Below are 14,630 nucleotides of genomic sequence, written 5' to 3'. Positions count from 1 at the left end.
CGCGGGCGTCTCGGTCCAGGTTCACGCATGGCCGGGAATAGTTAGAAATGACTGGAGTTATCGGAGTGGCTACCGCTTGGATAACGAAGGTGTAAAGATGTGCCCCGTGCTAGGTCACCTCGACGGCAGGTTCGAGAGTGCGGATGCCGAGGCGGAGCACCGCATCGCGGTGCTTTACCAGGAGTTCGGCGGCCCTCTGCTGCGCCACGTACGCAAATCAACAGGTAACGACCTTCAGTGGGCTGAAGACGTCGTGCAGGAGACGATTGTCAGGGCCTGGCGGAACTCGGCAAGACTGCAATGGGAACCAAGCCTCATATGGGCGTGGCTGCTGACAGTGGCCCGTCGCATAGTCATTGATGGTCGTCGGCGGAAGAGCGTCCGGCCGCAGGAGGTCGAGCCGCCTGAAGTCGACATGATGTCGGTGCCCGATGGATCGGAGCGAGCCTTATCGGCGATGGTCGTCGCGGACGCGCTGCGGTCCCTGTCCGAAGAACACCGCGAAGTCATTGAGCAGACCTACCTCCGAGACCGTACGATAAGCGAAGCGGCGGAGATTCTGGGGATCCCGCCGGGCACGGTGAAGTCCCGGCTCTACTACGGGATCCGGGCTCTCCGCGAGCTGCTGCGGGACAAGGGGGTAGCCGGCTGATGCATGACGGGGTGGCCGCCTACGTCCTCGGCGTCCTCGATGAGGAGGAGCACGAGGCCTTCGAACGCCACCTCGACACGTGTGAGCAGTGCCAGGCGGAGCTGATTGAGCTCGCCGAGCTGCCGGAGCAGCTCGATGAGCTCAAGAACGACCCCTCCTCGACTTCCGGTGACGATCCGCCCATGTCGATGTCACGTTGACGTCTGTCCCCTTTTCGGGTGGTATCGGGTAGGTAAGGCGTTGCGCCCGGCCCCGCGTGGCCGGGCGGTCAGGGGGAGGTGTTCGGTGGGCATCGACGGTGATGCTTCCGGTCCTCCGCGCCGGCAGTTCGGTGAGGAAGGCGGCCGGCTGTCGTACGGCGGCTACCTTCGTCTGCCCGAGCTCCTCGCCCAGCAGCAGCCGCAGTCGCGGGCCCCCGACGAGCTGCTCTTCATCACCATCCACCAGGTCTACGAGCTGTGGTTCAAGCTGCTGCTCCACGAGCTGGAGGGCGCTCGCGAGGCCATGTTCGCAGGAGAGCTGTGGAAGGCCAGGCACCTGTTCAAGCGGGTGCACGCGGTCGAGCGGGTGCTGATCGAGCAGGTCGAGGTCCTGGAGACGATGACGCCTCAGGACTTCATGGAGTTCCGCGCCAACCTGGCGCCCGCCAGCGGGTTCCAGTCGGTGCAGTTCCGCGAGCTGGAGTTCCTGTCAGGGCTGCGGGACGAGCGCTATCTCGGCTCGTTCCGGCATGCCTCCGACGAGGAACTGGCCAGGCTGCGCCGCAGGCTCGCCGAGCCCACGCTGTGGGATGCTTATCTGACAGCCCTCTCCCAGCGTGGCCTGCCGGTCTCGGACGACGAGATCATGACTTCGCTGCTGGCCGTGGCGAGAAACCGCGGGTCCTACGACGACCTGTGGCAACTGGCCGAAGACCTGCTGACGCACGACGAGACCGCCGCGTTGTGGCGGATGCGTCATGTCCAGATGGTCGAACGCCAGATCGGCACCAAGTCGGGCACAGGCGGCTCGACGGGTGCCCCCTACCTGCGCGGTAGGACACGCCTGCACTACTTCCCACTGCTGTGGGAACTTAGGGCCTGGCTATGAACACGTTGGCAAACCCTCACAAAGGAGTGAGAGCGAAATGCCGCTCGACGAGGCCAAGGATGAGCTGCTCCAGCGAGCCGCCGAGAGTTGCGCGGTGGGCAGTGACCATGTGAGCCCCGAGGAGGCCCTGTCCTTCCTGCGGTTCTACTATCGGCATGTCGCGCCGGAGGACCTGCTCGACCGCAACCCCGTTGACGTGTACGGTCCCGCGATGTCCCAGAGACAGCTCGCCGAGCTCCGCCCCCAGGGCAGGGCCGTGGTCAGGGCCTACACCCCGACGCTGGACGAGAACGGCTGGGACCCCGGCCACTCGGTGGTCGAGGTGGTCACCGACGACATGCCGTTCCTGGTCGACTCGGTCACGATGGAGCTCGACCGGCACGACCTCGGCGTGCACCTGGTGGTCCACCCCCAGATGCGGGTGCGCCGCGACATGACGGGCCGCATGCTCGGCCGCGGCCAGGAGGACGTGACCGGCCAGATGCTGGTCGAGTCGTGGATCCACATCGAGATCGACCGCCAGTCCGACGACGCGGCGCTCAAGGCGATCGAGGCCGACCTGCAGCGCGTGCTCACCGACGTGCGCCACTCGGTCGAGGACTTCAGGAAGATGCGCGCGCTGGCCGTGCAGACCGCCGAGGACCTGAGCATGAACCCGCCGCCGCTGGAGCCGGCCGAGGTCGAGGACAGCATCGACCTGCTGCGCTGGCTCGCCGACGGGCACTTCACCTTCCTCGGCTACCGCGAGTACCGCCTGGAGGACACCGACGAGGGCGAGACGCTGCGCGCGCTGCCCGGGGCCGCGCTGGGCATCCTGCGCGACGACAAGGTGGGCTCGGGGAGCTTCGCGGCGCTGCCCGCCGAGGTGCGGGCCAAGGCCCGCGAGAAGCAGCTCATGATCATCACCAAGGCCAACTCCAGGGCCACCGTGCACCGGGCCACCTACCTCGACTACATCGGGGTCAAGCTGTTCTCGCCGGAGGGCGAGGTGATCGGGGAGCGGCGCTTCCTCGGCCTGTTCACCCACGTGGCCTACAACGAGTCGATCTCCCGCATCCCGGTGCTGCGGCGCAAGCTGGCCGGCGTGCTGAACGAGGCCGGGCTGGCGCCCGACAGCCACGACGGCAAGGACCTGATCGAGATCCTGGAGACGTTCCCCCGCGACGAGCTGTTCCAGACCTCGGTCGACCAGCTCCTGCCGATCGCGATGGGCGTGCTGCGGCTGCGCGAGCGCAAGCAGGTCAAGCTGTTCCTGCGGCGCGACGACTACGGGCGCTACATCTCCTGCCTGATCTACCTCCCCCGCGACCGCTACACCACCAAGGTGCGGCTGAAGATGCAGGAGGTGCTGCTCAAGGCGCTCGGCGGCAGGTCGCTCGACTACAGCGCGATGATCGGCGAGTCGGTGCTGGCCCGCCTGCACGTGGTCGTCAGGGGCGAGCGGGGCAGGCAGCTCCCGCCGCCCAGCGTGGACGTGGAGGAGCTGGAGGCGCGGCTGGCCGCCCTCACCCGCTCCTGGGAGGACGACCTGGCCACCGCGCTGACCGAGATGACCTCCGAGGAGGAGGCCCCCACGCTCATCCGGCGCTACGCCTCCGCCTTCCCCGAGGGGTACAAGGCCGACTTCCCGCCCAAGGTGGCCGTGGTCGACCTGCGGCGGCTGGAGCAGATCGTCGAGGCGGGCGACGGCGAGCAGGTCGGGATCAACCTGTACGAGCCGTACGACGCCGCGGAGGGGGAGCGGCGGCTGAAGATCTACAAGGTCGGCTCGCCCATCTCGCTGTCCCAGGCGCTGCCGCTGATCCAGCGGCTCGGCGTGGAGGTCGTGGACGAGCGCCCCTACGAGATCGACCGCGACAACGACCCCGGCACCAAGAACGCCTGGATCTACGACTTCGGCCTGCGGTACACCCCGTCGGAGGAGGTCGACAGGAACGACTTCAAGCGGTTCTTCCAGGACGGCCTGGCCGCCCTGTGGACGGGGCGGGTGCAGGACGACGACTTCAACGCGCTGATCCTGCGGGCCGGGCTGACCTGGGAGCAGGTCGAGATCCTGCGGGTCTACGCCAAGTACCTGCGGCAGGCGGGGAGCACGTTCTCGCAGCCCTACATGGAGCGGGTGCTGTGCGACAACGTGCGCGTGGCGCGGCTGCTCGTCCGGCTGTTCGAGGCCAAGCTCGATCCGCGGCGGGGCGAGGACGTGCGGGTGGACCTCGTGGAGGCGCTCAACGAGGAGATCCTGCGGTCGCTGGACGAGGTGGCCTCGCTGGACGAGGACCGCATTCTCCGGGCGTACCTGGAGATGATTCAGGCGACATTGCGTACCAACTACTTCCAGACGGTGGATGGAGAGCGCAAACCGTACATATCTCTCAAAATCGATCCGCAGGCCGTCAGCGTGTTGCCGTTGCCGCGGCCGAAGTACGAGATATTCGTGTATTCGCCCCGGGTTGAGGGCGTGCATCTGCGCTTCGGGAAGGTGGCGCGCGGCGGGTTGCGGTGGTCGGACCGGATGGAGGACTTCCGCACGGAGATTCTCGGCCTGGTTAAGGCACAGATGGTGAAAAATACCGTTATTGTGCCGACTGGGTCCAAGGGTGGATTTGTCGTTAAGCGTCCGCCAAAGTCTGGTTCGCGGGAGGATCTGCTCGCCGAGGGCGTGGCCTGCTACCGGATGTTCATCTCCGGCCTGCTCGACGTCACCGACAACCTCGTGGACGGCAAGGTCGTGCCCCCGCCGGACGTGGTCAGGCACGACGGCGACGACACCTACCTCGTCGTCGCCGCCGACAAGGGCACCGCCACCTTCTCCGACATCGCCAACAGCGTGGCCAAGGAGTACGGCTTCTGGCTCGGCGACGCCTTCGCCTCCGGCGGCTCCATCGGCTACGACCACAAGGCCATGGGCATCACCGCCCGCGGCGCCTGGGAGTCGGTCGAGTACCACTTCCGGACCATGGGCGTGGACGTCCAGACCACCGACTTCACCGTGGCCGGCATCGGCGACATGTCGGGTGACGTGTTCGGCAACGGCATGCTGCTGTCGCAGCACATCCGGCTGGTCGCCGCGTTCGACCACCGGCACGTCTTCGTCGATCCCTCGCCCGACGCGGCCCGCTCCTTCGCCGAGCGGCGGCGGCTGTTCGAGCTGCCGCGCAGCTCCTGGGAGGACTACGACGCCAAGCTGATCTCCGCGGGCGGCGGCGTCTTCCCGCGCACGGCCAAGTCCATCCAGATCACGCCCCAGATGCGGGAGGCGCTGGGCATCCCGTCCGGCGTGGCCTCCATGGCGCCGAACGACCTCATCAGCGCCATCCTGCGGGCCCCGGTGGACCTGCTCTGGAACGGCGGCATCGGCACCTACGTCAAGGCGAGCTCCGAGTCCCACGCCGACGTGGGCGACAAGGCCAACGACGGGCTCCGGGTGAACGCCGCCGACCTGCGCTGCAAGGTCATCGGCGAGGGCGGCAACCTGGGCCTCACGCAGCTCGCCCGGATCGAGTTCGCGCTCAACGGCGGGCTGGTCAACACCGACTTCATCGACAACTCGGCCGGCGTGGACACCTCCGACCACGAGGTGAACATCAAGATCCTGCTCGACCAGGTCGTCCGCGACGGCGAGCTGACCGACAAGCAGCGCAACCAGGTCTTCACCTCGATGACCGACGAGGTGGCCGACCTCGTGCTGCGCGACAACTACGCGCAGAACGTGGTCCTCGACGCCGCCCGTACGCAGGCCGTCGAGATGCTCCACATCCACGCCCGCTACCTGCGCAAGCTGGAGCGGGACGGGCTGGTCAACCGGGAGCTGGAGTTCCTGCCCTCGGACAAGACGCTGGCCGAGCGGCGCCAGGCCAGGCTGGGGCTGACCGCGCCCGAGTTCTCCGTGCTGCTCGCCTACACCAAGCTGGTGGCCGACGCCGAGCTGCTCGGGTCCGACCTGCCCGACGACCCGTACCTCGCCTCGTGGCTGGTCTCCTACTTCCCGTCGGCGCTGCGGGAGCGGTTCCGCACGTACATGGACGAGCACCCGCTGCGGCGCGAGATCATCACCACCTGCGTGGTGAACGAGCTGGTCAACTCGGCGGGCACCACCTTCATGTTCCGCTTCGGCGAGGAGACCGGGGCCTCGACGCCCGACATCGTGCGGGCGTACCTGGTCGCGCGGGAGGTCTTCGACCTGCCCAGCTTCTACCGGGCCGTGGAGGGGCTGGACAACAAGGCCGACACGGGCACGCAGATCGCCATGTTGCTGGAGGCCCGCAAGCTGGTCGAGCGCGGCGCCCGGTGGCTGCTGGTCAACCGCCGCCCGCCGCTGGACCTGGCCGGGTCCGTGAGCTTCTTCGTCAAGGGGGTCAACGGGCTGCTCGCGCACATCCCGAAGCTGCTGACCGGGCCCGACCTGTCGGCCTACGAGGAGCGGCGTGACTCGTTCGTGGCCCGCGGCGTGCCGCTGGAGCTGGCCGAGCGGGTGGCCGGGATGGTGCCGGCGTACTCGACGCTGGACCTGGTGGAGATCTCGTCGCTGACGGGACGGCCGGTCAACGAGGTCGCCGAGGTCTACTTCGACCTGGCCGACCGGCTGCAGCTCGCCCGGCTGCGGGAGCGGATCATCGCGCTGCCCCGGGACAACCGGTGGAACTCGATCGCCCGGTCCGCGCTGCGCGACGACCTGTACGCGGCGCACGCCTCGCTCACCCGCGACGTGCTGGCCCACAGCAAGCCGGGGCTGCCTCCGGAGGAGCGGCTGGCGCGGTGGTCGGAGGCGAACTCCGCGGCGGTCTCCCGGGCGCGCCAGACGCTGTCGGAGATCTGGGAGAGCGACAACTTCGACCTGGCCACGCTCTCCGTCGCGCTGCGCGCGATCCGCACGCTCGTCGCCGCCAGCAACCTCCCCTACACGGAGGCCTGACCCACTTTCACGTGCCGCCGGGGCCGGCCGACCGCCGTCCCCGGCCGGCCGTCACGGCACGCACCGCCGGCCGAGGCGGGCCGACTACTGCCCGGAGGCGCGCGTCAGCACGCCGTCGTGGGCGATCACGGGCGCGGCGGACGGGGTGGTGAGGGGCGGGACGGCGGTGGCGTACTGGTGGGTCTCGATCAGCTTGAGCGTGCGCCGCAGCACCGGCGTGCTGATCGCCCACCGGGCCTGCTCCGGCACCGGGATGTAGTCGTCCTCCGCCGTCTTCGTCGTCGTGGACGTGGTGCGGGACAGGGAGTACTGGATCAGCGCCCCGCCGTCCTCGGTGCGCAGGGCGTAGACGGGGAAGTTGTCGGCGCTGAAGATCGAGTCGTAGCTGAAGCCCTCGTTCTTGGCCCGCTCCCGGTTGGCGGCGATCTGCTCGGCCACGTCCGTCGTGAGCGGGCCGGCCCCGAGCAGGCCCGCCGTGACCCCGGCCGTGCCCGTCTCGGCCACGCTGGCGTGCACGGGACCGATGAACTGCGGGCTGATCGTGACCGACTTGTCATCGGCGGCCACCACGGCCGCGTAGCCGTCGGCGTCGAGCTTGATCTTCGGCAGCTCCTGACCCGGCAGGAGCTCGGCCGCGGAGCTGAGACGCCAGTGGTCGGGCTTGGCGAAGGTCAGCAGCGTCTGCCGCCCGTCGCGCGTCACCAGCGCGCTGAACCAGGGCGCCCGCTCGTCCCGGGCGAACCTGGGCACGTACAGCGTCGGCGAGCCCCACTGGCGGCGCGGCGGCTTGGAGCCGGTGGACACGTAGCCGGCCTGGGTGATCGGCCACTGCCCGCCCGTGGTGATGTCCATCGCCTGCGTCAGCCTGCCCTCGTAGAGGCTCTCCCAGGTCGTGCCGCGCAGCGAGTTGTCGGTGAGGGTGAAGGCGGTGAACTCCTCGGCCGCCTCCGCCAGCGTCACCAGGGGCTCGTCGGCAGAGGGTGACGGGGGCGTGGCGACGGCGGCCGCGGGCGTGGTGGCCGGAGGCCGGGCATCGCCCGTGCAGGCGGTCACCGCGGCGAGCAGGCCGGCGGCGAGCGCCAGCATCCCACGCCGACCGTATGCACGCACCTCGCCATGTTATTCGGGCCCGCGAGGGTCGCGTACCCTTGGGAGACGTGGCAGGCATCGATCCGGCAGAAGAGATCAACGAGCTCCGGGGCACGCTCCGCAGCATCCAGGACGTGCTCGACCTCGACGCGATGCGCAAGCAGATCGCGGAGCTGGAGCAGCAGGTTGCCGCGCCTGACCTCTGGGACGACCCCGAGCAGGCCCAGAAGGTCACCAGCAAGCTCTCCCACCTCCAGGGCGAGCTCAACCGCGTGGAGGGCGTCGCGCGCCGTCTGGAGGACCTCACGGTCCTGTACGAGCTGGCGGCCGAGGAAGCCGACGACGACACGCGCGCCGAGGCCGACAAGGAGCTCGAGGGGCTGAAGTCCGACATCGGCGCCCTGGAGGTCCGCACGCTGCTCTCGGGCGAGTACGACGCGCGCGAGGCGCTCGTCACCATCAACTCCCAGGCCGGCGGCGTCGACGCGGCCGACTGGGCCGAGATGTTGCTGCGCATGTACCTGCGTTACGCCGAGCGCAAGGGTTACGCCACCGAGGTCTACGACACCTCCTACGCGGAGGAGGCCGGCATCAAGTCGGCCACGTTCACGATCAAGGCCCCCTACGCCTACGGCACGCTGCGCGGCGAGCACGGCACCCACCGGCTGGTCCGCATCAGCCCGTTCGACAACCAGGGGCGGCGGCAGACCTCGTTCGCCGGCGTCGACATCGTGCCGGTCGTCGAGCAGACCGACCACATCGACATCAACGAGGACGAGATCCGCGTCGACGTCTACCGCTCCAGCGGCCCCGGCGGCCAGGGCGTCAACACCACCGACTCGGCCGTGCGCATCACGCACCTGCCGAGCGGCATCGTGGTCTCCTGCCAGAACGAGCGCTCCCAGCTGCAGAACCGCGCGACGGCCATGAACGTCCTGCAGGCCAAGCTGCTGGAGCGCAAGCGGCAGGAGGAGGCGGAGAAGATGTCGGAGCTGCGCGGCGCCACGACCACGTCGTGGGGCACGCAGATCCGCAACTACGTGCTGCACCCGTACCAGATCGTGAAGGACCTGCGCACGGGCACGGAGGCGGGCAACCCGTCAGCGGTGCTCGACGGCGACCTCGACGAGTTCATCGAGTCGGAGATCCGCTGGATGCGGCGCCAGGAGTCAGGCGCCGAGTAGGCCGGGAGCCGGGCGGGTCAGGTGCCGAGCAGGTGCTGGGCCGCGAGGCTCAGCAGGAGCAGGGCGACGAGGAGCAGGGCGATGAGGGCGGGTGACAGCCCGGCGAAGCCGTGGTTGTGCATCCGCTCTCTGTTGGCGCGGCAGACGGGGCAGCGCCCCTCGACCACGGGGTGAGCGCACTGGGCGCATACGAGGTGTTCACAACTCATGACAGCCCCAAGTCTAGCCGCACAATCGTTTTGTTTCCGTTATGGACGTTCCATGCCAGTCTTCCCCCTAGACTGTCGTCTGGCCAATCGGAACGTCGATCATCAGTAAAGTCAACGCCCCCGATCGGCCGGTGGCGGGAAGTGGGCATGTGCCACCCTCGCTTCCGTCCTGACCCCTAGACTGGCATGCCGTGATGCTCTCGTGATCCATTTCGATAATGTCACCAAGGTCTACGCGAACCAGAACCGGCCCGCCCTCGACCACGTATCCGTTGACGTGGACAAGGGCGAGTTCGTGTTCCTCGTCGGTCCCTCGGGATCAGGCAAGTCGACGTTCCTGCGTCTGATCCTGAAGGAGGAGCGGCCCAACTCCGGCGCGATCCACGTCGCCGGCAAGGACCTGGCCCGCCTCTCCAACTTCAAGGTGCCGCACCTGCGCCGCCGCATCGGCTGCGTCTTCCAGGACTTCAGGCTGCTCCCCAACAAGAACGTCTACGAGAACGTGGCGTTCGCCCTCGAGGTCATCGGCAAGCCCCGCCGGTTCATCCGCAAGGTGGTGCCCGAGGTCGTCGAGCTGGTCGGCCTGGAGGGCAAGGCCCACCGCATGCCCGACGAGCTGTCCGGCGGCGAGCAGCAGCGCGTCGCCATGGCCCGCGCGTTCGTCAACAGGCCGATGATCCTGCTGGCCGACGAGCCCACGGGCAACATCGACCCCGCGACGAGCATCGGCATCATGAAGGTGCTCGACCGCATCAACAGGACTGGCACCACGGTCGTCATGGCCACGCACGACGCGGCCATCGTCGACTCCATGCGTAAGCGTGTCGTGGAGCTGGAGGACGGCAAGATCGTCCGTGACCAGTCGCGTGGCGTGTACGGCCAGGCGTACTGACAGGGAGCTGCAGACAAGACATGCGGGCGAATTTCATCTTCTCCGAGGTCTGGATCGGCCTCCGTCGCAACCTGACCATGACGATCGCGGTGGTCATCACCGTGGCGGTCAGCATGGCGCTGCTCGGCGTCGGCCTGATGATCAACAGTCAGGTCGGGCTGATGAAGGGCTACTGGGACGACAAGGTCGAAATCTCGGTCTTCCTCTGCAAGAAGGGGACGGCCATGCCGGCCTGCAACGGCAAGGCGATCTCGCCCGCGCAGACCAAGGCGCTCCAGGAGCACATCGAGAACACCCCCGGCGTCAAGGGAGTGGTGTTCGAGAACGAAGCCGCCGCGTACGAGAACTTCAAGCAGTCGTTCTCGTCCAACAAGGCCCTCGTCGACGCGACCAAGGTCGAGGACCTGCCCCAGTCGTTCAGGATCAGCCTGGAGAATCCCGACAACTACCAGCCCGTCATCGACGCCATGAAGGGCCAGCCCGGCGTGGCGCAGGTGATGGACCAGAAACAGCTCATCGCCCCGTTCTTCAACCTGCTCAACACGCTGGCGTTCGCCGCGCTCTCGGTGGCCGTCGTCCTGGTGCTGGCGGCTGCCCTGCTGATCGGCAACACGGTGCGGCTGTCGGCGTTCAACCGGCGCAGGGAGACGGGCATCATGCGGCTGGTCGGCGCCTCCAACCTCTACATCCAGCTCCCGTTCGTCATGGAAGGCGTCATCGCCGGCCTGGTGGGCGGGGTGTTCGCCGCGGTCATCCTGATCCTGGCGAAGGTGTTCCTGTTCGACGAGGTCGTCAACTTCTTCGGCACCGGGCTCGGCTGGAACGACCTGGCCCAGACGATCACGCTCACTATGATCATCGGTGTCGTGATCTGTATCCTGGCCTCGTTCGTGACGCTGCGCCGCTACCTCAGGGTGTAGCAGGGGTGCGCTTGGGTCGTGACCGCCCCGGTCGCCGGTAAAGTCGAAGCATGCCACGTGAGACCGGGCGGAAGGTCATCGCCCAGAACAAACGTGCTCGGCACGACTACCACGTCGAGGACACTTTCGAGGCGGGTCTCGTGCTGCAGGGCACCGAGGTGAAGTCGCTACGCGAGGGCCGCGCCTCGCTCGTCGACGGCTACGCCAGCATCGACGGCAACGAAGCGTGGCTGCTCAACGTCCACATTCCCGAATATTCGCAGGGCACGTGGACCAACCACGCGGCGCGCCGCAAGCGCAAGCTGCTGCTGCACCGCAAGGAGATCGAGAAGCTCGCCGCCAAGACGAAGGAGGGCGGGCTCACGATCGTGCCGCTGACGCTCTACTTCAAGGACGGCAGGGCCAAGGTCGAGATCGCCGTGGCCCGAGGCAAGAAGGACTGGGACAAGCGGCAGGCGCTGGCGGAGCAGCAGGCCAAGCGGGAGATGGCCCGGGCGATGCGGCACCGCAACCGATGAGAGTGTGACACCGCAACCGATGAGACGCGCCCGCCGCACCCTGGCCGCGACCGTCACCCTGGCGGTCGCGTGCACCACGCTGACCGGCTGCTTCGAGGAGCCGTCACCGCACGACGCGGTGCGTGACTTCCTCGTGGGCTGGCAGACGGAGGACTACGAGCTGGCCGCCGGCCGCACCGACGGCGACGTGGCGACGGTGCGCAAGGCACTGGCCGACGCCAAGCTGGAGCTCGACGCGGCCTCGTTCCGCTTCAAGATCATGAGTATCAGCGTGACCGGCGACGAGTCCAAGGCCGACTTCCGCGCCGAGGTCGACCTGGGGGAGAACAACCCCCTGTGGGGGTACGCAGGCGTGCTGCCGCTGCACCTGGTCGACGGCTCGTGGAAGGTGCGCTGGTCGCCCTCGGTGCTGCATCCGCAGCTCAAGGAGGGGCAGCGGTTCGCGGTCGACACCGAGCCGAAGCCGCGCCAGCCGATCGTCGACAGGGCGGGCGACCCGCTCCAGAGCGACACCGTGCTCTACGTCGCCGGCGTCTACCCCAACCAGCTCGGCGACCAGGCGGAAGAGGTGGTCACCAAGCTGGCTGAGGTCACCGGCTACGCCCAGGACCGGCTGCTGAGCAGGGTCAGGTCCTCGCCCCCGGAGAAGTTCGTCCAGCTCGTGACGTTCGGGCGCGCGCGTTTCCAGTCGATGCAGTCGAAGCTGGAGGCCATCGACGGGATCGAGATCGAGCCGCAGAAGCAGCCCGTCGATCCCGACGCGCCGCGCCAGATCGTGGGCAACGTCAGCGCGCTCACGCCCGAGACCGAGCAGAAGCTCGGCGGCCCGCAGCGGGCCGGCGACTCGGTGGGCAGGAACGGCCTGCAGCAGGCCTACCAGAACTACCTGACCGGCTCCACCGAGACCAAGGTGATCACCCTCGATCTCAAGACCGGCCGGAAGGTCGCCGAGCTCGAGGGGTGGCCCGGCCGGCAGAACGTCTCGGTCAAGACCACGATCGACCGGGCCACGCAGGCCGCGGCCGAGCAGGCGGTGGCCGACACCGGGACGAGCGCGCTGGTGGCGGTGCAGCGCGAGACCGGCGAGATCCTCGCCGTCAGTACCAAGGGCCTGCACCAGGAGCGCGACGCGCTGGCCGGCAAGTTCCCCGCCGGCACGGCGTTCTCGATCGTGGCCGCCGACGCGCTGCTGAAGAAGGACGTGAGCACCAAGCAGAAGCTGGCCTGCCCGCAGGAGCGCACGGTGGGCGGGGCCAAGTTCGTGCACGCCGGGCAGTCCACGGGCGTCACGACGTCGGCCACCTTCCAGGAGAACTTCGCCAAGGGCTGCGTGACCGCGCTGGCCTCGCTGGCCCGCCGCGTCACGGCCGACGACCTGGAGCGGAGCGCGAAGGCGTTCGGCGTGGGGCAGCCGTGGCGGCTGCCGCTCAAGTCGTTCAGCGGGACGCTGCCGGAGCTGTCCAGCGACGCCGACAAGGCCAAGGCGATCGCGGGCCAGAACGTCGAGATGAGCCCGCTCGGCATGGCCCTGGTGGCCGCGGCGGTGGGCTCGGGCACGTGGCGGCCGCCGGTGCTGGTCACCGACCCGAAGTCGCCCGACCCGTCGGCGGAGGCGACGCCGGTCACCCAGCCGGCCTCGGTGCCGATGGACCCCAAGGTCCGCACCGCGCTGATGACCATGATGCGTGCCGGCGCGGCCGGCACGCCCGCCCAGGCGGGCAAGGGCCCCGTCTACGGCGTCCGGGCATCGGCGGGCAACCAGCAGGGCTGGTTCGTCGGCTGGCAGGGCGATGTGGCCATCGCGGTGCTGACCAAGAACTACGACGCCGCGGCCGTGGCGGGCAGCTTCTTCGCGGGGCTGCGCAACCCATCGTGAAATTGTCGTGACGCGGAGCAACCATCCGGGCACCTGGTTGCGTCTTACTGAATGACTGGGCCCGCTCGGGGGGTTGCGGTTCCAGTCGCCGTGATGAGATCAGGACTTCATCTCGGGGGAAGTCCTGCCGTCCGGACCGGCTCGACCCTGCCGGTCGGCCCCCGGGAGCGCGTGCCGCTGTGCCACGCTCCCGGGGGTTTCGGCATGTGCGGCTGCACCAGGAATTAAGTTGGCGTTGGGGGTGTTGTCCCCTGTAGATTCATCAATGCGCGGGCCTCGTCCTGACGGGGCGCGTGTTGAAAACTGCACAGGGGGTGACTGGCTTCGACTTTGACCTTGCAAGCCAGGTGAAGCGGGCCGAGGACTGCGGACATAACCTCGTTAATCCTGTGACCGCGAACAACAAGTGCCAATTCCAAGAGCACTGTGGCTGCCAGGTCTGACCTGGCGCTCGCTGCCTAAGTAGCGAAACCACTGTCAGCCCGGGAGTGCCTTCGGCCCGGTGTCTGGCATCGTCAGAAGGCTCAACCGATCAACCCGGCCACGGGGGCGATCGGGAAACCAAACAGTGGCTGAGCCCGTCGGCGACTCGCCTGCGTGATCGCCGGGGCTGAGAAAAGCACAGCAGGCTGCGCCCGGAGAAGCCCTGACTTGGGGTTGAAGGACGCGGGTTCGATTCCCGCCACCTCCACCACTTCAGACCGCCTCCTACCTGCGGAAACATCGCAGGTAGGGGCGGTTTTTTGCGTTCCCCGGCCCTGTCTCCCGGGGAACCGCCGGTGAACCGTGGGCGAACTTTCAAGATCAACCCCAGGTGGCGCCGCGCCCTTCTGCTTGGATCTCTTTGGCCGAAATTTGCCATCGAGCATGACCGAAAGTGAGGGGCCCCATGGCGACCTCGGACGAGGCCGACTTCCTGGACCGGTTCGCCGAGCTGCGGGAGGTCGAGGCGGCGGCGAACGGCCTGGTCAAGGTGACGGTCGACGGCACCAGCGACCTGGTGGAGCTGGTGATCGACCCCAGGGCGATGCGGCTGCCGTCCGAAGAGCTGGCCGCCGCGATCAAGGAGGCGTTCGGGCGGGCCCGTGCCGCCGCCCAGGAGCGCGCGATGCAGGCCGTCCCCGACGTCCTGCGCCAGGAGACGCCGGAGCTGACCGCCCTGCTGAAGGAGATCGAAACCGACGCCCGCGGCAACATGAACGAGATCCTCCTGGCCGCCGGTGAGCTGACCGCACGGCTGGACCGGCTGATGCAGCAGGGCACGCAGCGATGAACGACCACCAGGGACG

At 68.3% G+C, this 14,630-nt stretch carries 11 protein-coding genes and 1 other RNA gene; 11 read left to right on the top strand and 1 reads right to left on the bottom strand.

The window, feature by feature from the left end; translation table 11 throughout:
* Positions 1-106 precede the first annotated feature (106 nt).
* From ACBJ32_RS21575 to ACBJ32_RS21560, 4 genes are all read left to right on the top strand, one after another.
* The gene (locus ACBJ32_RS21575; protein WP_080047242.1) at positions 107-652 is read left to right on the top strand and encodes a sigma-70 family RNA polymerase sigma factor; all 546 of its coding nucleotides are present in this window, start codon (positions 107-109) and stop codon (positions 650-652) included.
* On the top strand, positions 652-852 hold the full coding sequence (locus ACBJ32_RS21570) for an anti-sigma factor (protein ID WP_080042822.1): 201 nt from the start codon (positions 652-654) through the stop codon (positions 850-852). The genes ACBJ32_RS21575 and ACBJ32_RS21570 overlap by 1 nt, the downstream gene beginning before the upstream one ends.
* An 85-nt stretch (positions 853-937) precedes the next feature.
* Complete coding sequence (locus ACBJ32_RS21565; protein WP_357873422.1) at positions 938-1,741, top strand: tryptophan 2,3-dioxygenase family protein; 804 nt, start codon at positions 938-940, stop codon at positions 1,739-1,741.
* A 37-nt stretch (positions 1,742-1,778) separates the two neighbouring features.
* Positions 1,779-6,653: an NAD-glutamate dehydrogenase gene (locus ACBJ32_RS21560; protein WP_375128216.1), complete on the top strand. Its 4,875-nt coding sequence runs from the start codon at positions 1,779-1,781 to the stop codon at positions 6,651-6,653.
* 84 nt (positions 6,654-6,737) lie between these two features.
* On the opposite strand, the gene ACBJ32_RS21555 is transcribed toward ACBJ32_RS21560, so the two are convergent.
* A complete protein-coding gene (locus ACBJ32_RS21555) occupies positions 6,738-7,763 on the bottom strand; it encodes a hypothetical protein (RefSeq protein ID WP_375128215.1) in 1,026 nt (341 codons plus the stop codon).
* Between the two features lie 47 nt (positions 7,764-7,810).
* Here ACBJ32_RS21555 and prfB point away from each other — a divergent pair, with 47 nt between their 5' ends.
* The 7 genes from prfB to ACBJ32_RS21520 all read left to right on the top strand — a co-directional run bounded on the left by prfB (position 7,811) and on the right by ACBJ32_RS21520 (position 14,614).
* A complete protein-coding gene (prfB, locus tag ACBJ32_RS21550; RefSeq protein ID WP_357873431.1) occupies positions 7,811-8,926 on the top strand; it encodes a peptide chain release factor 2 in 1,116 nt (371 codons plus the stop codon).
* A gap of 411 nt (positions 8,927-9,337) precedes the next feature.
* Positions 9,338-10,027, top strand: coding sequence for a cell division ATP-binding protein FtsE (gene ftsE / locus ACBJ32_RS21545; protein ID WP_043620538.1), 690 nt, complete (start codon positions 9,338-9,340; stop codon positions 10,025-10,027).
* Positions 10,028-10,047: 20 nt separating this feature from the next.
* Positions 10,048-10,947, top strand: a complete 900-nt coding sequence (gene ftsX, locus ACBJ32_RS21540) for a permease-like cell division protein FtsX (protein ID WP_357873434.1) — start codon at positions 10,048-10,050, stop codon at positions 10,945-10,947.
* Positions 10,948-10,997: 50 nt separating this feature from the next.
* Entirely contained in the window at positions 10,998-11,465 is a 468-nt protein-coding gene (gene smpB, locus ACBJ32_RS21535; RefSeq protein ID WP_357873437.1) for an SsrA-binding protein SmpB, read from the top strand.
* A 19-nt stretch (positions 11,466-11,484) separates the two neighbouring features.
* The gene (locus tag ACBJ32_RS21530) at positions 11,485-13,341 is read left to right on the top strand and encodes a penicillin-binding transpeptidase domain-containing protein (RefSeq protein WP_375128214.1); all 1,857 of its coding nucleotides are present in this window, start codon (positions 11,485-11,487) and stop codon (positions 13,339-13,341) included.
* A gap of 310 nt (positions 13,342-13,651) precedes the next feature.
* Positions 13,652-14,035, top strand: a transfer-messenger RNA (tmRNA) gene (ssrA, locus tag ACBJ32_RS21525).
* Between the two features lie 195 nt (positions 14,036-14,230).
* Positions 14,231-14,614: a YbaB/EbfC family nucleoid-associated protein gene (locus tag ACBJ32_RS21520; protein WP_375128213.1), complete on the top strand. Its 384-nt coding sequence runs from the start codon at positions 14,231-14,233 to the stop codon at positions 14,612-14,614.
* The last annotated feature ends 16 nt before the right edge of the window (positions 14,615-14,630 follow it).

The sequence above is a fragment of the Nonomuraea sp. GTA35 genome (assembly GCF_041950525.1).
Lineage (GTDB): Bacteria > Actinomycetota > Actinomycetes > Streptosporangiales > Streptosporangiaceae > Nonomuraea.
Note: the sequence above shows the minus strand (reverse complement) of the source record. Positions and strands in the feature narration are given on the sequence as shown.